The 18,513-nt window shown below is 72.1% G+C and carries 17 protein-coding genes; 6 read left to right on the forward strand and 11 right to left on the reverse strand.

Translation table 11 applies throughout. The features are described from left to right. Positions 1 to 5: 5 nt before the first annotated feature. From AB0B57_RS13485 to AB0B57_RS13500, 4 genes are all read right to left on the reverse strand, one after another. Positions 6 to 860, reverse strand: coding sequence for an ABC transporter ATP-binding protein (locus AB0B57_RS13485; RefSeq protein ID WP_357068687.1), 855 nt, complete (start codon positions 858 to 860; stop codon positions 6 to 8). Continuing rightward, a complete protein-coding gene (locus tag AB0B57_RS13490) occupies positions 857 to 1,885 on the reverse strand; it encodes an iron ABC transporter permease (RefSeq protein ID WP_357068957.1) in 1,029 nt (342 codons plus the stop codon). The genes AB0B57_RS13485 and AB0B57_RS13490 overlap by 4 nt, the downstream gene beginning before the upstream one ends. 55 nt (positions 1,886 to 1,940) lie before the next feature. Further along, complete coding sequence (locus tag AB0B57_RS13495; RefSeq protein ID WP_357068689.1) at positions 1,941 to 2,870, reverse strand: ABC transporter substrate-binding protein; 930 nt, start codon at positions 2,868 to 2,870, stop codon at positions 1,941 to 1,943. Between the two features lie 354 nt (positions 2,871 to 3,224). Beyond that, a complete protein-coding gene (locus tag AB0B57_RS13500; RefSeq protein WP_357068691.1) occupies positions 3,225 to 5,102 on the reverse strand; it encodes a M14 family zinc carboxypeptidase in 1,878 nt (625 codons plus the stop codon). A gap of 212 nt (positions 5,103 to 5,314) precedes the next feature. On the opposite strand from AB0B57_RS13500, the gene AB0B57_RS13505 reads away from it, so the two are divergent. Continuing rightward, entirely contained in the window at positions 5,315 to 6,652 is a 1,338-nt protein-coding gene (locus AB0B57_RS13505) for a C39 family peptidase (protein WP_357068693.1), read from the forward strand. Between the two features lie 149 nt (positions 6,653 to 6,801). On the opposite strand, the gene AB0B57_RS13510 is transcribed toward AB0B57_RS13505, so the two are convergent. The 3 genes from AB0B57_RS13510 to mqnE form a co-directional block, all read right to left on the reverse strand. Next, the gene (locus tag AB0B57_RS13510) at positions 6,802 to 7,101 is read right to left on the reverse strand and encodes a DUF4229 domain-containing protein (RefSeq protein WP_357068695.1); all 300 of its coding nucleotides are present in this window, start codon (positions 7,099 to 7,101) and stop codon (positions 6,802 to 6,804) included. 73 nt (positions 7,102 to 7,174) lie between these two features. After that, positions 7,175 to 7,630 (reverse strand): hypothetical protein, encoded by a 456-nt coding sequence (locus tag AB0B57_RS13515; RefSeq protein ID WP_357068697.1) that lies wholly within the window; start codon positions 7,628 to 7,630, stop codon positions 7,175 to 7,177. Positions 7,631 to 7,653: 23 nt separating this feature from the next. After that, positions 7,654 to 8,823: an aminofutalosine synthase MqnE gene (mqnE, locus tag AB0B57_RS13520; protein WP_124815231.1), complete on the reverse strand. Its 1,170-nt coding sequence runs from the start codon at positions 8,821 to 8,823 to the stop codon at positions 7,654 to 7,656. A gap of 239 nt (positions 8,824 to 9,062) precedes the next feature. Between mqnE and AB0B57_RS13525 the strand changes: the two genes are divergently transcribed. Beyond that, positions 9,063 to 10,607: a C40 family peptidase gene (locus tag AB0B57_RS13525; protein ID WP_357068700.1), complete on the forward strand. Its 1,545-nt coding sequence runs from the start codon at positions 9,063 to 9,065 to the stop codon at positions 10,605 to 10,607. Positions 10,608 to 11,275: 668 nt separating this feature from the next. On the opposite strand, the gene AB0B57_RS13530 is transcribed toward AB0B57_RS13525, so the two are convergent. Continuing rightward, a complete protein-coding gene (locus AB0B57_RS13530; RefSeq protein WP_357068702.1) occupies positions 11,276 to 11,581 on the reverse strand; it encodes a hypothetical protein in 306 nt (101 codons plus the stop codon). Between the two features lie 532 nt (positions 11,582 to 12,113). Here AB0B57_RS13530 and AB0B57_RS13535 point away from each other — a divergent pair. The 3 genes from AB0B57_RS13535 (at position 12,114) to AB0B57_RS13545 (ending at position 15,553) form a co-directional block, all read left to right on the forward strand. Next, positions 12,114 to 12,608 (forward strand): hypothetical protein, encoded by a 495-nt coding sequence (locus tag AB0B57_RS13535; RefSeq protein WP_357068704.1) that lies wholly within the window; start codon positions 12,114 to 12,116, stop codon positions 12,606 to 12,608. Positions 12,609 to 12,973: 365 nt separating this feature from the next. Further along, complete coding sequence (locus AB0B57_RS13540; protein WP_357068959.1) at positions 12,974 to 14,830, forward strand: DEAD/DEAH box helicase; 1,857 nt, start codon at positions 12,974 to 12,976, stop codon at positions 14,828 to 14,830. 102 nt (positions 14,831 to 14,932) lie between these two features. Further along, on the forward strand, positions 14,933 to 15,553 hold the full coding sequence (locus AB0B57_RS13545) for a putative glycolipid-binding domain-containing protein (RefSeq protein WP_210821509.1): 621 nt from the start codon (positions 14,933 to 14,935) through the stop codon (positions 15,551 to 15,553). Positions 15,554 to 15,560: 7 nt separating this feature from the next. Here AB0B57_RS13545 and AB0B57_RS13550 read toward each other — a convergent pair whose 3' ends face one another. Continuing rightward, positions 15,561 to 16,652, reverse strand: a complete 1,092-nt coding sequence (locus AB0B57_RS13550; protein WP_357068706.1) for a PLP-dependent cysteine synthase family protein — start codon at positions 16,650 to 16,652, stop codon at positions 15,561 to 15,563. 89 nt (positions 16,653 to 16,741) lie between these two features. Next, the gene (locus AB0B57_RS13555) at positions 16,742 to 17,200 is read right to left on the reverse strand and encodes an Lrp/AsnC family transcriptional regulator (protein ID WP_357068708.1); all 459 of its coding nucleotides are present in this window, start codon (positions 17,198 to 17,200) and stop codon (positions 16,742 to 16,744) included. A gap of 269 nt (positions 17,201 to 17,469) precedes the next feature. Here AB0B57_RS13555 and AB0B57_RS13560 point away from each other — a divergent pair, with 269 nt between their 5' ends. Then, a complete protein-coding gene (locus tag AB0B57_RS13560) occupies positions 17,470 to 17,736 on the forward strand; it encodes a BldC family transcriptional regulator (RefSeq protein ID WP_007454516.1) in 267 nt (88 codons plus the stop codon). 96 nt (positions 17,737 to 17,832) lie between these two features. Here AB0B57_RS13560 and AB0B57_RS13565 read toward each other — a convergent pair whose 3' ends face one another. Then, the gene (locus AB0B57_RS13565) at positions 17,833 to 18,462 is read right to left on the reverse strand and encodes a UbiX family flavin prenyltransferase (protein ID WP_357068711.1); all 630 of its coding nucleotides are present in this window, start codon (positions 18,460 to 18,462) and stop codon (positions 17,833 to 17,835) included. Positions 18,463 to 18,513: the final 51 nt, after the last annotated feature.

Consider the following 18,513-nt stretch of genomic DNA (forward strand, 5'->3'; position numbering starts at 1 on the left):
CCTGCTCAGGGGCGGGCGGGGCGGACGGGGACCACCAGGGGTCCGTGGGTGCCGGGGACGACCCGGACGCTGGCCCGGTAGTGGGTGGCGAGCAGGTGCTCGGTCAGCACCTCGGGTGGGGTTCCGGCGGCCACCACCTGACCGCCGGCGAGCATGACCATCCGGTCGGCGTACTCGCCGGCCAGGGAGAGGTCGTGCATCGTGGCGAGGACGGTCAGGCCGTGCTCGCGGCGCAACTGGTCGACGAGTTCGAGCACCTCCTGCTGGTGACCGATGTCGAGCGCGCTGGTCGGCTCGTCGAGCAGCAGCAAAGTCGCGCCCTGGGCGAGCGCGCGGGCGAGGAACACCCGCTGCCGTTCGCCCCCGGAGAGGGTGGCCAGTTCGCGGCGCTGGAAGCCGGTGAGGTGCAACCGCCGCAGCACGTCGTACGCGGCGTCGACGTCGGCTGTCGACTCCCGGCCCAGCGCCGGGATGTACGGGGTGCGCCCGAGCAGCACGTAGTCCAGCACCGACATGCCGGGCGGCACCACCGGGGACTGCGCCACAGTGGCCACCACCCGGGCGCGGTCCCGGCGGCGCAGCGCGGCGCTCGCCGTACCGAACAGGGTGATCGCCCCCGGCGCGGGCAGCAGGCCGCCGACGGCGCGCAACAGGGTCGACTTGCCGGCGCCGTTCGGGCCGATCACGGTGACCCACTCGCCGACGGCGACGGTGAGGTCGACGCCGATCAGGATCGGCGTGCCGTCCAGGCTCACGTGCAGCCCGCGCACCTCGACGGCCGGCACGTCGCCGCCGACCGACCGAACGCCGTCGACCGAACGGGCGGCGGCGGACGGGCCAGCGGTGGGGTCGGGGCTCATGTGAGCGCCCGCCGGGCGGTTCGCAGCACGAGCACGAAGAACGGGCCGCCCAGCAGCGCGGTCACCACTCCGATCGGCACCTCGGAGGGCGCGGCGGCGGTGCGGGCCACCACGTCGGTCAGCGCCAGGAACGCGCCACCGAACAGCAGCGACATCGGCAGGATCACCCGGTAGCTCGATCCGGCGAGCAGCCGGACGGTGTGCGGCACGATGATGCCGACGAAGCCGATCAGCCCGGTCGCGGAGACCGCCGCCGCGGTGCCCAGGGAGGCGGCGGCGATCAGCAGGTACCGGGTGCGCTGCGGGTGCAGGCCCAGACTCCTCGCCTCGTCGTCGCCGACGGCGAGGACGTCCAGCTCACGGCGGTGCAGCAGCACCACCACAGTGGTCAGCGCGGCGTACGGCAACACCAGCAACACGTCGTGCCACCCGGCGGTGGCAAGCCGACCGAGCAGCCACGAGTAGACCGGCTGGATGCTGTCGGAGTGTCGTTGCAGCAGGTACGTCTGCCCGGCGGAGAGGAACGCGGAGACCGCCACCCCGGCCAGGATCAGCATCGCGGGTGAGCCGCCCCGCCCGCCGGCCGCGCCGAGCACGTAGGTCATCGTGACGGCCAGCAGCGACCCGGCGAACGCGGCCAGCGGGATGGTCATCGGCAGCCCGGAGATCGCACCCTGCCGGCCGGCGCCGCCGAGGGCGATCGCCGCGGTGACCGCGAGGCCGGCGCCCGCGGCCACACCCAGCAGGTACGGGTCGGCCAGCGGGTTGCGGAACACGCCCTGGTAGCACCCGCCGGCCATGGCGAGCAGCCCGCCGACGACCAGGCCCAGCACCACCCGGGGCAGCCGCAGCTCGGTGACGATCGCGATCTCCCGCTCGGTCAGCCCACTGTCGAGGTGCACCCCCGGGATCAGGTTGAGCAGCTCGGCGGCGACGCTGCCCGGGGGCAGGCTCACCGGGCCGAGCGACACCCCGACGACGAGCGCGACGAGCACCGCGAACACCCCGGTGACCAGCCAACGCATCCGCAGCCCGGCAGGCCGAGCCGCGGGCAGCGGCCCGGTCACCGACGGACGACTGTCACGCGGGCACCTTGGCGACCGCGTCGATGATGATCCGGAGCAGGTCCACGACGCGCGGCCCCCAGCGGGAGGCGATGTCGTCGTCCAGTGCGATCACCCGGTTGTTCTTGACCGCGGTGAGCCCGGCCCAGCCGCTGCGAGCCTTGACCGTGTCGGCGTTCTGCTGGCAGCACTTGGAGTCGGCCAGGAAGACGAAGTCCGGGTCGGCCTTGACGATGAACTCCTGGGACAGCTGCGGGTAGCCGGCGTTCTTGCCGTCCGCGTCGGCCGGGTCGGCGATGTTGGTCAGACCGACCTGGCTGTAGATCGAGCCGATGAAGGTGTTGCTCGTCGCGCTGTACAGCTCCGGGCCCAGCTCGTGGAAGTAGGTGAGCTTCTCGGCACGCTGCGGCAGGTCCTTGACCAGCTTGGCGATGTCGTCCTTCATCCGGGTGGCGACGTCGGCGGCCTGGTCGGCGTGCCCGGTCAGCGTGCCCAGCTCGGTGATCTGCCGGTACGAGTCGTCGAGCTTGGTCGCCGCCGGCGTCAGGTAGACCGGGATCTTCAGCTTGGCGAGCTGGTCGACGATCTTGTTGCGGTCGTCGGAGAGCACCACGAGGTCCGGGTTCTTACCGGCGATCGCCTCGGCGTTCGGCTGGAAGGCGGAGAGGTCGGTCTTGGGCGCGCCGGCCGGGTAGTTCGACTGGTCGTCGACGGCTGTCACCTGCGGGCCGGCACCGATCGCGAAGAGCATCTCGGTGGCGGTGGGCGACAGCGCGACGATCTTCTCCGGGCGCTTGTCGAGAGTGAGCGCGCCGACCGTGACCGGGTAGCTGGCGGCCGCGGTGCCGGCACTGGGCTTGTCGTCGGCCTTCTCGGCGCAGGCGCCGAGGGCGAGCGCGGCGACCGCGAGGGTCGCGGCGAAGAGCCGAGGGGTACGTCTGAACATGGGGGCCTCCTGTCGGTCGAGGAGTGTGGTGCTTCGCCGACAGGGACTTTCGTACGCCCGCCCACGAGGCGCCCTTCCTCGAGAGCGCGTATCGCGACCGATCCGTAGGCGACCTGGCTCGTCCCCACCGACCGGGTGGGGCATCACAGTTGCGGGACAGCGCCGGGTTTCGCACCGGCTTCGCTGCGGACTGGTCGCTAAGACGGTAGCGCACCGCCGGGACGTGCCGGATCGATCAAGGGCGGATCGCCACTGGCCGATGGGTCTGGCCGCCGCGGGGAGGCATATGTCCCGGATCTGGAGGCTCGGGAGCGGGTGGTGGGGCCCCGTCGGGCGGGACGGGGCCCCACCCGATCAGGAGGACGTGATGGTGACGTTGTCCACAGCCGCCTCCACCAGACTGGCTCCGGAGGCGTCCGCCGCCTCGACGAGGATGCGGACCGACTGGCCGGCGTACGGCGAGAGGTTGAGGTTGGCCACCGCCCAACTGCCGTTGCGGTTACTGGCCGCGCCGGCCTGGGTGAGCAGCGCGGTGGTGCCGCCGTTGTGCACCACGCTCACCCGCAGGTAGTCCGCCGACGAGGCGTTCGACCCGTGCGCCAGGTACCAGGCCAGCGAGAGCGTCAGCGTGCCGGACGACGGCAGGGTCACCGCCGGGGACCTGGCGCTCGTCACGCCGCCGTCGACGTCGTAGTCACCGGCCGCCGAGCCGGCCAGCCGGCCGGTGACCAGGTCGTTGGACCCGGCGTACGGGGTGAGCTGCTTGGCGCCGGAGGACGTGGTCGCCTGGGCGGCACCCTGCTCGAACGCGCCGAGGGTGGCGGTGTCGGTGCCGGACGGGTTGATCGTCCAGCCGGTGGCGGTCTCGAAGGTGTCCGACCAGACCGTGGTGCCGCCACCGCCGCCGCAGTACTGCGACTGCTTGCCGATGGCCCGGTACGGGCAGTCGGCGTACTCGCTGAGCAGCAGCACCGCCTCGCGGTTGCGGGTGGTCTGGGCGGTGATGACCTCGTCGGGCGGGTAGAAGCCGCCGCCGCCGGCCGAGCCGGGGTACATCTCGAAGGTGTACGCCCAGATGTTGTGGGTGGCCCACATCCAGTCGAGGCTGTCCCCGTCGGTGATGTAGAGGTCGCTGGACTGCTCCGGGGTGTAGCTGTTGGTGGCCGCCATCTGCTGACCGATGGTGGCGAAGGTGTTGTACTGGTCCGCGCTCATCCCGGTCGCGGTGTTCGCGGTGGTGTAGCCGTACGGCCAGAGCACCAGCTGCGAGTACGTGTGGAAGTCGATGTTGGCCTTGATCTGCTGCACGCCGCCGACCACCCGGCCGTTGACGAAGTTGCGCAGCGCCTGCGTCTCGGGTGCGGAGAACGCCGAGGGCCCCCGGTAGGTCTCCGACGAGGTGCTGCCGGACGAGCCGCCGCAGCAACCCCAGTTGTAGCCCCAGTTGCGGTTCAGGTCGGTGCCGACGTTCGACGAACCGCTGTTGGGCTGCCGGTTCTTGCGCCAGGACCGGTACGACCCGGTGGCGATGTCGTACTCGCTGCCGTCCGGGTTGACCGTCGGCACGATCCAGATCTCCCGGCTGTTGACGATGTTGGTGATCCGGGAGTCGCCGCCGTAGTTGTCGGTGAAGAGGTTGAGCAGGTAGATCGCCATCTCGACGGTCAGGTGCTCACGGGCGTGCTGCTGGGAGTTGAACAGGATCTCCGGTTCACTCTCGTCGGTGCCGACGTTGTCGGAGATCTTCACCGCCATCAGGTCGCGGCCCTCGTACGACGAACCGATGCTGATCTTGCGGGCGATCGCCGGATGGTCGGCGACGACCTGGTTCACGACGGCGGTCAGTTCCGCGTAGTCGTGGTAGTTGGAGTCGGCGGGCGGGAAGGCCGTCGTGCCGATCTCACCGGCGCCGCGCTCGGCGTTGGGCGGCGGGGCGAGCGGTTCGAGCCGGAAGCCGAGCTTGCCGATCGCGGCGGCCTCACCAGCGGTCGCCGAGATGTGCAGGACACCGTGCTCGGAGTAGTCGATGGCGGCTCCGGTGCGGGCCACCGCGTTGCGGTCAGCGAGGGTACGAGGTCCGAGCACCCGGTAGCCGGCGGCGGCCGGCTCGGCGGTGCGGTCCGGTGCCGGGCGGGCCGCGACCGGGCCCGCGGCGACGGTGACGATGCCCAGCCCGGTGACGACGGCGAGCACCAGGACGCGGCGGAGAGGGGTGGGCGTGCGGAGGGCCATGGACTACCTCCTCGATGGGCGGGAGATCCCGCTCGGTGAAGGACACTTCACCACCTGTCACATGGTCATATCAATATTGATCGTTACCTTGGCCATCCCAGGCGGATCATCGCGGCGGCAATGATTTTCCATCCATGAACATCTGGCGAAACTTCCTTCCAGGCGGAAAGCTGACAGTCGACGATGCCCCTCTCGACACCGACGGAGCACTCATGGCCAGATCCCGCTTGCGCGCGGGCGCCCTCGCCGGCATCACCGCGCTCACCCTGCTCGCCACCACAGCACCCGCGCTGGCCGGCCGCCCGCCGGCCACCGGTCACGACGAGCAGATCACCTTCCAGGACTGGTCCGGGCCCGCCGACTGGCACCGGGGCAGCCGGGCCGGCACCCGCGTGGTGCCCGGCGCCCGAGCGGGCCTCACCCTGGCCCGCCCCGCCGGCACCACCGAGTACACCGACCCCCACACCGGCAGCACCCGCACCTGGGAGTACGGCACCTGGACCTCGCCGGTGACCCGGATCGGGTTCGACGCCACCGAACTGATCGCCTCGTGGAACGCGGAGACCCCCGCCGGCACCTGGATCCAGGTGGAGATGCAGGGCAGCTACACCAGCGGCGACCAGACCCCGTGGTACGTGATGGGTCGCTGGGCGTCCGGCGACACCGACATCAAACGGACAAGCGTCGAGCCACAGGGCGACCCCTGGTCGACGATCTGGACCGACACCTTCAGCATCGACGACGCCGCCGCCGGGGTGCTGCTGCGGTCGTACCAACTGCGGCTGACCCTCTACCGGGCACCCGGGCAGACCGCCGCGCCGGTGGTCCGGATGCTCGGCGCGATGAGCTCCACCGTGCCGGACCGCTTCACCGTTCCGCCGAGCGCCGGGCACATCGCCTGGGGCGTCGAGTTGCCGGTGCCGCGCTACTCGCAGAACGTGCACGCCGGGCACTACCCCGAGTACGACGGCGGCGGCGAGGCGTGGTGCTCGCCCACCTCCACCGAGATGGTCGTCGAGTACTGGGGGCGCAAGCCGTCGCCGGCCGACACCTCCTGGGTGGACCCGACCTACCCCGACCCGACGGTCAACCACGCGGCTCGGATGACCTTCGACTACGCGTACGACGGGGCCGGCAACTGGCCGTTCAACACCGCGTACGCGGCCAGCTTCCCCGGGCTGGAGGGTCGGGTGACCCGCCTGCACTCACTGGACGAACTGGAGCGTTTCATCGCCGCCGGCATCCCCGTCGTGACCAGCCAGTCCTTCCTCGCCAGCGAGCTGGACGGGGCGAACTACGGCACCTCCGGGCACCTGTTCGTGGTGGTCGGCTTCACCGCCGACGGCGACGTGATCGTCAACGATCCCGCCTCGTCCAGCAACGACGTGGTGCGCAACGTCTACAAGCGTGCGCAGTTCGAGCAGATCTGGCTGCGGACCAAGCGCACCAATGCCAGCGGCGGCGTCTCCGGCGGCTCCGGCGGCATCGCGTACCTGATCAAGCCACTCGCAAAGCCCTGGCCCAAGGCCCCCAACTCCACCAACTGGTAACCCACCCCACCCCCACACCCCCACACCCCCACACCCCCAGGCCCCGCCCCCCCGCCCGGCCCCGCCGGCCCCGCCCCCGCCCGGCCCGGCGCAGTTGATCATGGAGTTATAGCCCGACCACTCGGCGTGTCGTGGCTATAACTCCATGATCAACGCTGGGAGTCGGGGGTTTGGGTGGGGGTGGGGGGGTCTGGGGTGGGGGTTTGGTCTTCGCCGGCCAGGGCCGTGCGGAGGCGTTCCTTTTCGGCGCGGCGGCGCTCGGTGGCGGTGGCCATCTCACCCGCCAACTCGTCCCGCCAACCGCGCAGCAGGAAGAAGGAGAGCGCCGCGGAGAAGGCCAGCGCCAACATCAGCTTCAGGAACACGTTCATGTCGACGAACCAGAGTGCCGCCAGCACGGCGACGAACAGCCCGATCCGGGCCAGCGTGTACTTCAGCGCGGCGCTCACCTGCACCACTCCGTTCTCTCCGTCGCCCGCCGGTGCCGGCGGGAAGGTCGATCCGCCCAGCGGGCGGTCGCGGTCAGCCGGTCCGGCGGGTCAGCCAGCGCACACCCGGGAACCAGACAGTCGCGTACACCACCGTGAACGCCACCGCCGCCAACGTCCCGGACAGCAGCGGCGGCAGGCCGGCGGCCAGACCGGCGACCAGCAGCCCGACGATCACTCCCACGGCGGCGGCGACCACCGCCGACACCACCCGGGCCGCGCCGAACTCCCAGGCCCGGAAGTCGTCCCAGAACAGCCAGGCCGGCAGGATCACGGCCAGCCAGCCGTTGGTGTGGCCGAAGTCGCCGGCGCCGATCGAGGCGAACCCCCAGTCGAACAACACCAACGCCAACGCACCGATGACCAGGCCGGCCAGGCACACCCCGAGCAGATCACCCAGGGTACGGATGCGCCCCTCGGCGTCCCGGCGGGGAAACCCGCCCTGCTGCTCGGACCCGCCCTGCTGCGGGGAACCAGTCTTCTCGGTCATCGACTGCGAGGGTACGTGGCGGCTCAGGCCCAGACCTGCTGCGGCTCGGCGCGGCGCTCGGCCAGCGACGGGGCCTTGTCGTACTCCCGGACCACGTTGTAACGGGTGTCCCGCTCGACCGGCTGGAAGCCGGCGTCCCAGATCAGGTGCAGCAGGTCGTCGCGGTGCATGGTGTTCGGGGTGCCGTACGAGTCGGCGTCGTGCGTGATCTTGTATTCGACGACCGAGCCGTCCAGGTCGTCCACGCCGAAGTTCAGCGAGAGCTGGGCCACCGAGAGACCGTGCATCACCCAGAAGTTCTTCAGGTGCGGCACGTTGTCGAAGAGCAGCCGGGACACGGCGAACGTCTTCAGCGACTCGGCCGGCGAGGCCATCGTGGTGCGCGCCTGGATCCGGTTACGGATCTTGCCGTCCGCCGAGTCCACGAAGTCGTGCTGGTAGCGCAGCGGGATGAAGACCGCGAAGCCGCCGGTCTCGTCCTGCAACTCACGCAGCCGCAACACGTGGTCGACCCGGTGCCGGGGCTCCTCGATGTGGCCGTACAGCATGGTCGCCGGGGTCTTCATGCCCTTGCTGTGCGCCAGGGCGTGGATGCGCGACCAGTCCTCCCAGTGGCAGGCGTGGTCCACGATGTGCTGCCGGACCTCCCAGTCGAAGATCTCCGCGCCACCGCCGGTCAGCGACTCCAGGCCGGCGTCCATCAGTTCGTCGAGGATCTCGTCGGCGCTCAGGCCGCTGATCTTCTCGAACCACTGCACCTCGGTCGCCGTGAAGCACTTGAGCTTGACGTTGGGCAGCGCCGCCTTCAGCTCGCGCAGCACCTTCGGGTAGTAGCGCCAGGGCAGCGTGGGGTGCAGGCCGTTGACGATGTGCAACTCGGTGAGCTGCTCGTCCTCCATCTCCTTGGCCTTGCGGACCGCCTCGTCGATGCGCATCGTGTACGCGTCCTTCTCGCCCGGCTTGCGCTGGAACGAGCAGTACGCACAGGACGCCGAGCAGACGTTCGTCAGGTTGAGGTGCCGGTTGACGTTGAACATCACCCGGTCGCCGTTGAGCTCGGTGCGCTTGTGGTGGGCGAGCCGCCCCAACCAGGTCAGGTCGTCGCTCTCGTAGAGGGCGACCCCGTCCTCGCGGGTCAGCCGCTCACCGGCGTACACCTTCGCTTCGAGCTCACGCTTGAGTCCGGCGTCCATGGCACGTCCCTTCCACCTGCGGTCGGATCGAGCGTACGTCGGAGGGCCGAGCACCGCGGCGGCACGGTCGGCGACAGCGACCCACTTCACCGAACTCTCAGCCTCCCGTAACCCGGCCACGCATCGACATCGGTCCCAGGGTGGGGTAGTAACAAAGGTGGGGCGGGACACACACACTGGTACCGTCCCGACGGCCGCGCCCACCGAGCGCGGCGACGAGCAGTCGGACGGGGAGCGGAATGGTCTACAGCGGGCGCGGGCGACGGCAGCGACGACGGAGCCCGGTGATCTCGCCAGTGCTGCGTCCGAAGCTCTGGGCCGCCCTGCTCGGCGCGATCGCCGCCGCCGTAATGGCCACCCCCGCGTACGCCGATCCGGCAATACCCACGACGATCCCGGACACCGGCGCCCGCCCGCCGGCCGTCGGCGCACCCCAACTGCCCGGCGGCCCGCCCCTCGGCGGTGTGCCGTCGCCTCCGCTGGGCGCCATCGGCACCGGCCCGCTGGCCGCCCAGATCTACGCCGCCCAGACCCAGGTCGGCACGCTCGGCGAGACGCTGCTGAAGAGCCGCCAGAAACGCACAGACGCGCAGGCCCAGCTCGACACCGCCGGCAAGGCGCTCGCGACCACGCAGGACGCCCTGCTCCAAGCCCAGCAGGCCGCCGACGCGGCCGCCGCGGACGCCGTCAAGGCGGACGCCGCACTGCCGCCCGGCGATTTCGCCCAGGATCTTCGCGGGCTGAGCCGCCTGCAGCAGATCACCCGCGGCGAGAAGGTCGACGGCGGCACCACCGGGGTGGCCGGAGAGTTGGCCCGCGCCCGTGCCGCCGAGCAGGCCGCCTACCAGAAACACACCGAGGCCAAGGAGCTGCTCACCGCCGCCGAGGCGGAGTTCACCACGGGCGAGACGGCACTCCGCACGGCCGAGGCGGGTCTGCTCAAGCTGCGCCGGGACAACTCCGCCCAGCTGATCGAGATCGAACGCCAGCAGGAGGCCACCGAGCAGCAGTACGGTGCCGGCTACGTCACCAACCAGAACGTCAGCGGGATGGCCGCGCACCCCCGGGCGATGGCCGCGGTCCGCTACGCGCTGGCCCAGCTCGGCGACCCGTACAAGTGGTCCGAGGAGGGTCCGAACCAGTTCGACTGCTCCGGTCTGATGTGGGCGGCGTACCGGTCCCCGGGCGCCGACTACTTCGACCTGCCGCGGGTCTCCCGCGACCAGTACGCCGCCACCCGCGGCCGGACCGTGCCGCAGAGCGCGCTGCTCCCCGGCGACCTGCTCTTCTTCGCTTCCGGCAGCAGCTGGACGACGATCCACCACGTCGCCATGTACATCGGCAACGGCAAGATGGTGCAGGCGCCCACCACCGGCGATGTCGTCAAGATCTCCGTGGTCAGCTGGTCTCGGCTGTATGCCGCGACCCGGGTGATCGGCGCGGTGCCGGCACCGGTCGTGACCGTTCCGCCCCCGCCGGTCACGCCGCCCACCACGAAGCCGACGCCCAAGCCGACGCCGAGCACCAAGCCGACGCCCACCACCAAGCCGACCACGAAGCCGACGGAGTCGGCCACCCCGACGCCCACCGGCAGCGCGACGCCCACGCCGTCGCCGACGCCGACCCAGAGCGCGTCGCCGCCTCCGACCCCCGACAACACGCCGACGACCCTGCCCTCGGCGCCGACCAGCGCGCCGGGCACCAGCCCGACGACCACACCGAAGGCCAGCACGAGCGTGACGGGCAGCGGCAGCTCGCCGGGCAGCCCCAGCGCCACCGGTTGATCCGCCACGACCGGCTCCGGCTGTCCGCTCGGGAAGATCTGTGGCACCGTGACAACCAGGCACATCCGACTCGACGTCACGGGTTCGGGTGCGAGCATGGCACGGAGGGCGGAGATGGCCGAGCAGAGTGATCCGGCGGAGACTGTCGACCCCGTGGTCGACCAACCCGACCCGGCAGGGCCGGGCACCGCCGACCCGGCGTCCAGCACCGACGCCCCCGCAGCCACTCGTGACGCCGGCCTGGCCACTGCTCACGCCGCCCCGGGCAGCACTGACGCCAGTCCGGCTACCCCTGACGCTGACCTGGCCACTCGTAACGCCGGCCCGGCCACTGCTCACGCCGGCCCGGTCTCCGGCGGCGTCTCCGCCGCCGCTGGTGGCGACTCCTCCACCGGCGACGCTGCTCTCGACAGCGGCAGCGTCGCCGCGGACGTCCCCGGCCCGCACTCCGGGCAGCCGGACGCCACAGACCCGCCCTCCGGGCAGCCAGCAGTCACCAACTTGGGTGCCGGACAGGCCGCGGTCACCGGCCCGAGCGCCGGCCAGTCGGCACCCGCCGGGGATCTCCCGAACCAGGCTGCCAAACCCGTCCGGGCCCGGGCCAGCGTCGCGACCGCCGGGGCTCTCCGCAGTGACCTGCCGGCCAGCGCCCCGGTCACCGCAACCACCTACCGTGCGGCCGGTGCCGCCAGCTCGGCCGGTGCCGCCAGCCCGGCCGGTGCCGCCAGCCCGGCCGGTGCCGCCAGCTCCGCCGGCTCGGCCAACTCCGCCGGCTCGGCCAACTCTGTCAGCTCGGCCAGCTCCGGCGGCTCGGCCGGTTCCGCCGGGGTCTCGGTGCCTGGGCAACGCAACGACTCGACCAAGACCGCCCGGGCCAGCGCCACGGTTCCCGGCAGCAGCCGGGCCAGCGCCACGGTTCCCGACAGCAGCCGGGCCACGCCCGGTGCCATGGGTGCCCCGGAAGCCCGCAGCACGCCGGCCGTATACCGAGCCGCGCCGGTGCGTCCCGAATCATCCGACCCGGAACCCGAGCCGGCCCGGCCGTCGGCACCGTCGGCTCCGGAGCCGACACCCACGCCACCCGGCCCCGGGCCAACCCAGCCGTCGCCTCCCGAGCCGGAGCCCGCGCCAGCCCCGGGCCCGTTCCCGCCCGAGCCGATGCCGACGCCTGGGCCCCGACCCACGCCGTCACCCGGTCCGGTTCCGCCCGTTCCGGGTCCCCCGACCCCGCCGCCCCCGCCGATGCCACCCATCCCGGGCCCGCCGGCACCGCCCATCCCGAGCCCGCCCCTGCCGCCGCCCGGTCCGCCCGTGCCCGCGCCACCGGGTCCGCCCGGCCCGATGCCGGCACCGCCGTTTCCGCCACCGCCGGCCATGATCGACACGCCCGGCGTACGACCCAGCGCGTCGGTTTCCGCAACGCCAGCCGGATGGCCGTCCACCGCCTCTACGACACACCCGACATCCCGGGACGGGTGGGCCGGCGCACCCGTCTCCGCGCCGCCGGTGGTACCGGCACCGGCCCTGCCGACCTGGCCGCCGTCCACCACCGGCGCTCCCCAGTCGGGCGGGAGTGGCAACGGAAACTCGCGAGGGACCGGGTCCACGGGCAGCCCTTCGGCGGGCTCGGCCGGACAACGGGCGGGCAGCACCGACGGAGGACGGCACGACGGCGGCTTCGTCGCACGGGGCGCGGGCAATGCCGGCGCAGGGCGGCACGACGGCGGCTCCGACCTGGCCGGCACCGTCTACGGCAGCGGCGACGGGCCGGGCTTCACCACGATCGCGATGCCCGCCAACGCGGTGGAGAATTCCGGGTCGCTGACCGGGCACATCCTGGCCCAGGGCTGGGCGGACACTCCGGCCGAACGGTCCCGAAACACCCGGGTGATGATCGTCCTCGCCGCCGCTCTGGGGCTGCTGGTGGCGATCAGCGTCATGGTCGTACTGCTCGCCGGTGACGCCCTGGACGGTCTGGTGGGCAGCGTGCTCAAGGGGTGAGTCGCCGGGTGGGAACGATGGTGAGTCCGCCCACTACCGTCCGGCAACCGGCTGGCGGCTTCGCCGGTTCGCCGTACACTGGTGGAGATCACTGACCCGGCGCGCGTGGTGCGCGCCCCTGGGCGGTCTTGCGGGCGATCCGGCGGCACAGCCGCGGCAGGCCATCGCGAAGATGCGCCCCGCTCGAAAGGCTTTTGTTGACCACCTCTGCTGACCCCAGCACTGTTCCGTCCGTTTCCCACCCGGCCCCGACGACCGACATCGCCCGGGAGCAGCTCGACACCTCCCCGAGCGAGACCGGCACCGCGCCGGTCGACACCGCCGCCGAGCCGGCTGAGCCGGCCCCGACGGCGACCGCCGATCCGATCAGCTTCGCGTCCCTCGGCCTGCCCGAGCCGCTGGTCCGCGCGCTGGCGCAGCAGGGCATCACCAGCCCGTTCGAGATTCAGCGGGCCACCGTGCCGGACGCGCTGGCCGGCCGCGACGTGCTGGGCCGCGGGCAGACCGGTTCGGGCAAGACGCTCGCCTTCGGTCTGCCGATGATCGCCCGGCTGGCCACCCGCAACCGGGCCCGGCCGATGCGTCCGCGCGCCCTGGTCCTGGTCCCCACCCGCGAGCTGGCCATGCAGGTCAACGACGCACTGGTGCCGCTGGGCAAGTCCGTCGGCATCTTCCTGAAGACCGCCGTCGGTGGTGTTCCGTACGACCGTCAGATCGACGCTCTGCGCCGCGGCGTGGAGATCATCGTGGCCACCCCGGGCCGGCTCGGCGACCTGATCGAGCGGGGCATCTGCCAGCTCGACGATGTCGAGGTCACGGTGCTCGACGAGGCCGACCAGATGGCCGACATGGGCTTCCTGCCCGAGGTGACCGACCTGCTGGCGAAGACTCCCGCGAACGGCCAGCGGCTGCTCTTCTCGGCCACCCTGGACGGTGACGTCGACGCGTTGGTCAAGCGGTTCATGACCGACCCGGTGACCCACTCCACGGCACCGTCCACCGCGTCGGTGTCCACCATGGACCACCACATGCTGTTGATTCCGCCGCACGAGAAGTTCCCGGTGGCGGCCTCGATCGCCGCCCGGGACGGCCGGACAATGGTCTTCGCCCGTACCCAGCTCGGGGTGGACCGGCTGGTCGAGCAACTCGCGGCGGTCGGCGTCCGCGCCGGCGGGCTGCACGGCGGCAAGACCCAGCGGATGCGTACCAAGACGTTGGCCGAGTTCCGTGAGGGCCGGATGAACGTGCTTGTCGCCACGGACGTGGCGGCTCGGGGCATCCACGTCGACGGGGTCACCCTGGTGCTGCACGTCGACCCGCCGAAGGACCCGAAGGACTACCTGCACCGCGCGGGGCGCACGGCCCGTGCGGGCGAGTCCGGCGCGGTCGCCACGCTGGTGCTGCCCAAGCAGCGCCGCACCACCCTGGCGATGATGGAGAAGGCCGGCGTCGCGCCGGCCGAGACCCGGGTGCGGGTCGGCGACGCGGCACTGGCCGAGCTGGTCGGCGCCCGTGAGCCCAGCGGCGTCCCGGTTCGCGTCGAGGCGGAGTCGCGGGGCTTTGGTGACCGCTCTGGCGGTTCGCGTCGATTCGACGACCGGTCCGGAGGCCCGCGCCGGTTTGGCGACCGCACGGGCGGCGAGCGCCGCTACGGCGACCGACCCACCGGCGAGCGGCGTTACAGCGACCGTCCCCAGGGCGAGCGCCGCTACGGCGACCGCCCGACCGGCGACCGGGGCTACGGCGACCGGCCGACCGGCGAGCGGCGCTACGCCGACCGGCCGACCGGCGACCGGGGCCACAGCGACCGCCCGACCGGCGACCGAGGCCACAGCGACCGCCCGACCGGCGAGCGCCGCTACGCCGACCGGGACACCCGGGGCTACGGCGACCGTCCGCAGGGCGACCGCCAGTACGGTGACCGGCCGCAGGGCGAGCGCCGCTACGGTGACCGGCCGACCGGTGAGCGGCGCTTCGCCGACCGGGACACCCGGGGCTACGGTGACCGTCCGCAGGGCGAGCGCCGGTTCGGTGACCGGCCGCAGTTCGGTGACCGGGACGGCCGGGGTGACCGGCCAACCGGTGAGCGGCGCTTCGGTGACCGGGACACACGCGGTGGTTTCCGCCCGGAGAGCCGTGGTCGGGACGACCGGCCGCGGGACGAGCGCCCGCGTGACGACCGGCGCGGTTTCGGCGGGCGGCCGCCAGCGCGTACCCACTGATTGATCCACCGAACGCCGTCGCGAAGCCCATGCTTCGCGGCGGCGTTCGCGCATGCCCTGCCGATGTCGGCCCGGTCGCGTAACGTCCGGCTCATGCCGACCATGCCGAAGTCGATCTTCTGGTCCCGGACGGACACCGCCGGCAGCGAGCAGGTGCTGCTCGACGACGGCCACGGGTTGGCGGCCCGGGGCACCCTGCTCGCCGTGGACCCGATCCCCTGGACCGCCCGCTACCAGCTGACCACCACGCCGGACTGGGCCACCACCCGGGTCGAGGTCGAGGCCGAAGGGCTCGGCTGGCTGCGCCGGGTGACGCTGGAGCGTGCCGCGGGCCGGTGGCGGGTGACGACCGCCGAGCAGGGCGACCTCGACGCCGCGCTGGTCGCGGCCGGTCATCCCCGGGCCGGTCTGCCGGGCACCGATGATCCGGACCGGCTGGCCGACGCGCTCGACGTCGACCTGAGCGGCTCGCCGCTGTTCAACACGCTGCCGGTCCACCGGCTCCGGATGGCGGCCGAGCCGGCCGACGTGGCGCATCGGATCACCGTCGCCTGGGTGCTGCTGCCCGGCCTGGAGGTGGTGCCGGCCGAGCAGATCTACACCGGGCTCGGGCCGGGTCGGGTGCGGTTCGCCAGCGGCACCTTCACCGCCGACATCGACCTGGACGACAGCGGCTACGTGGTGCGTTACCCCGGGCTGGCCGAACGGATCGACCCGCGCTGACCGGCGCTCAGGCGGGCCAGGTGCCGCTGCTCAGGAAGCGTCCGACAGTGGCCAGGTGTGGCGTCAGGTCGAGGCCCTGGGCGGTCACCCAGTCGTCGGAGTAGTAGGTGTCGGCGTACCGGTCACCGGGATCGCAGATCAGGGTGACCACCGAGCCGGTCCGGCCCTCGGCGAGCATCCCGGCGATCAGGCCGAACGCGCCCCACAGGTTGGTGCCGGTGGAGCCGCCCACGCGACGCCCGAGCACCGCCGACCCGGCGCGCATCGCGGCCAGTGACGCCGCGTCCGGCACCTGGACCATCCGGTCCACCACCGAGGGCAGGAAGGACGCCTCCACGCTGGGCCGGCCGATCCCCTCGATCCGGGACCCCTTTCCGGTACGCACCGACCAGTCGGCGGCCAACCAGGCCGGATAGAACGCCGAGTTCTCCGGGTCGACGACGCAGAGCTTGGTGGCGAGCCGGCGGTACCTGGCGTACCGGCCGATTGTCGCGCTGGTGCCCCCGGTGCCGGCGCCCACCACGACCCAGGCCGGGATGGGGTGCCGCTCCAGCTCCAACTGCGCGTAGATCGACTCGGCGATGTTGTTGTTGCCCCGCCAGTCGGTCGCCCGCTCGGCGTAGGTGAACTGGTCCATGAAGTGCCCGCCGGAGTCCTCCGCGAGCCAGCGCGCCTCGACCACCACTGTCGCGGGGTCGTCCACCAGGTGGCACCGGCCGCCCTGGAACTCGATCTGCGCGATCTTCTCGGGCGAGGTGGAGGCGGGCATCACCGCGATGAACGGCAGACCGAGCATCCGGGCGAAGTACGCCTCGGAGACCGCCGTTGAGCCCGACGACGCTTCGACGATCGTGGTGCGTGGCCCGATCCAGCCGTTGCACAGCCCGTAGAGGAACAGCGAGCGGGCCAGCCGGTGCTTCAGCGAGCCGGTGGGGTGGGAGGACTCGTCCTTGAGGTAGAGGTCGATCCCCCATTCCCGGGGCAGCGGGAACGGCAGCAGGTGGGTGTCGGCCGAGCGGTTCGCGTCCGCCTCGACGGCGGCGATGGCCTCCGTCACCCAGGTCCGGCTGGCCGCGTCGCACCGGTCGTGATGTGTCACGCCGGAAACGTAGCAAGCAGGCCAGCGGGGGTCGGCGCCGGTCCGGACCGCCTGTGACGCGGGCCGGCCACCCCAGGGGTACGCGGCGGTCAGTCCGCCGGTGGACCGACCGGCTGTGGGCGGTTCTCCCATTTGGTGGAGAGCGCGATGGCGGTGCGGGTGGAGGCGACCCCCGGGGTCCGGTTGAGCCGCACGATCAGCTGCTCCAACTCGGCGATCGTGCCAACCCGCGCCTTGAGCAGGAACGACTCCACGCCGGCCATGAAGTAGCAGGACTCGATCTCGGGCAGCACCCGCAGCGACTCGAGCATGTCGTCGCTGTCGGCGCCGGAGTCTTCGACGATCCCGATCAGCGCGGTGACGCCCAGCCCGATCGCCTCCGGGGCCACGTCCGCGCGGTAACCCCGGATCGCGCCGCTGCTCTCCAGCTTGCCGACCCGCTCGTGTACGGCCGGAGCCGAGAGGCCCACCTGTCGGGCCAACTCGGCGTACGACAGGCGGGCGTTGCCGCGCAGCAGGTCGACGAGGCTCAGGTCGATGGCGTCCACGGAGAGTGACCTTAACCGGTTACGCGTAACGCGACGCCTTCGGCATCCGTTGGACGGAGCAGTGGGTAACTGTTCACAAACCGACAGTCAAGGCAGGGGTTCCGCCCGTACCATTTACTAACTTCCCAGTCAGTGCATTTTTCGCGTTTGGCGGACAGGCCAGTCTCCTGGTGCTGTAATTGCCATACGTCCCTCATGACGGCTCTGGGCTCGCACCAGCCGGGGGCAGTGTGTTCAGCCAGGGGCTTCGTCGACGCGAGGAGGGGGCTGTGGACACTGGAGATCGCCTGCTGACACCGGGTGAGGTCGCCGCGCTGTTTCGGGTGGACCCGAAGACTGTGACGAGATGGGCGGCGGCCGGCCGGATAGGAAGCATCCGGACTCCAGGCGGGCATCGCCGGTTTCGGGAATCCGAGGTGCGAGCCCTGCTTGAGGGGGAGGGCATGCTGGACGAGGTGGACGAGGTCGGAAAGCCACGCAATGTGGGGCCGGCCGCATCCACCGGGCCGGGTCCGGCCAACGCCGGCATGTACTGAACTGGTGCGGACAACGACCACGCGGACCGGACACCAGTCCGGTCCGCGTCCCACTTCGGCCGGCCGGGTGGCATGACGCGCGTTGAGCGCGACAGCTCAGCTCCGGGCCGCGCCGAGTTGGCCGGCCCACCTTCGGAACAGGGTGTGCGGGACGCCGAGCGCGTCCAGCACCTTGCCGGCCACGAAGTCGACCAACTGCTGGGCGCTGGCCGCCGCGCCCGCCCCGTAGAAGCCGGGGCTGGCCGGTAGCACCACCGCGCCGGCGTCGTGCAGCGCGATCAGGTGCTCCAGGTGACTGCGGGTCACCGGTGTCTCCCGGGGGACCACCACCACCGGCCGCCGTTCCTTGAGGTTGACCTCGGCGGCGCGCTGCAACAGGTCCTTGGAGAGGCCGATCGCGATTCCCGCGCAGGCTGCCGTGCTGGCCGGGACCACGGCCATCCCGCGTACCCGGTAGGAGCCGCTGCTCGGCCCGGCGGCCAGGTCGCCGGCCGGCCAGTGCCGTACGTCCGCTCCGGTCAGGTCCCGGTCGAGCCAGCCGGCGAGATCCTCGGCCCAGTGTCCGTCGCGAAACGGTCGGCCGGTCTCGTCGAGCACGGTGAGTCGTGCCGCCCGGGACACGATCAGGTCCACCGACTCGCCCGCGTCGAGCAGGCCCGCGATGACGGCCGCCGCGTACGGCGTGCCGGAGGCCCCGGAGACCCCGACCACCCATGGTTCCCGCATGCCCCCAGCCTGCCTGGTCCGGCCGGTCCGCTGGTGCGCACCCCCGGGATC

The organism is Micromonospora sp. NPDC049101 (genome assembly GCF_040648675.1).
GTDB lineage: Bacteria > Actinomycetota > Actinomycetes > Mycobacteriales > Micromonosporaceae > Micromonospora.

Coding starts and splice junctions, on each gene's coding strand:
- AB0B57_RS13545 (WP_210821509.1), top strand. CDS start 14,933: ATGCCGAAGTCGATCTTCTGGTCCCGGACGGACACCGCCGGCAGCGAG.
- AB0B57_RS13495 (WP_357068689.1), bottom strand. CDS start 2,870: ATGTTCAGACGTACCCCTCGGCTCTTCGCCGCGACCCTCGCGGTCGCC.
- mqnE (WP_124815231.1), bottom strand. CDS start 8,823: ATGGACGCCGGACTCAAGCGTGAGCTCGAAGCGAAGGTGTACGCCGGT.
- AB0B57_RS13490 (WP_357068957.1), bottom strand. CDS start 1,885: ATGCGTTGGCTGGTCACCGGGGTGTTCGCGGTGCTCGTCGCGCTCGTC.
- AB0B57_RS13485 (WP_357068687.1), bottom strand. CDS start 860: ATGAGCCCCGACCCCACCGCTGGCCCGTCCGCCGCCGCCCGTTCGGTC.
- AB0B57_RS13565 (WP_357068711.1), bottom strand. CDS start 18,462: ATGCGGGAACCATGGGTGGTCGGGGTCTCCGGGGCCTCCGGCACGCCG.
- AB0B57_RS13525 (WP_357068700.1), top strand. CDS start 9,063: ATGGTCTACAGCGGGCGCGGGCGACGGCAGCGACGACGGAGCCCGGTG.
- AB0B57_RS13515 (WP_357068697.1), bottom strand. CDS start 7,630: ATGACCGAGAAGACTGGTTCCCCGCAGCAGGGCGGGTCCGAGCAGCAG.
- AB0B57_RS13505 (WP_357068693.1), top strand. CDS start 5,315: ATGGCCAGATCCCGCTTGCGCGCGGGCGCCCTCGCCGGCATCACCGCG.
- AB0B57_RS13500 (WP_357068691.1), bottom strand. CDS start 5,102: ATGGCCCTCCGCACGCCCACCCCTCTCCGCCGCGTCCTGGTGCTCGCC.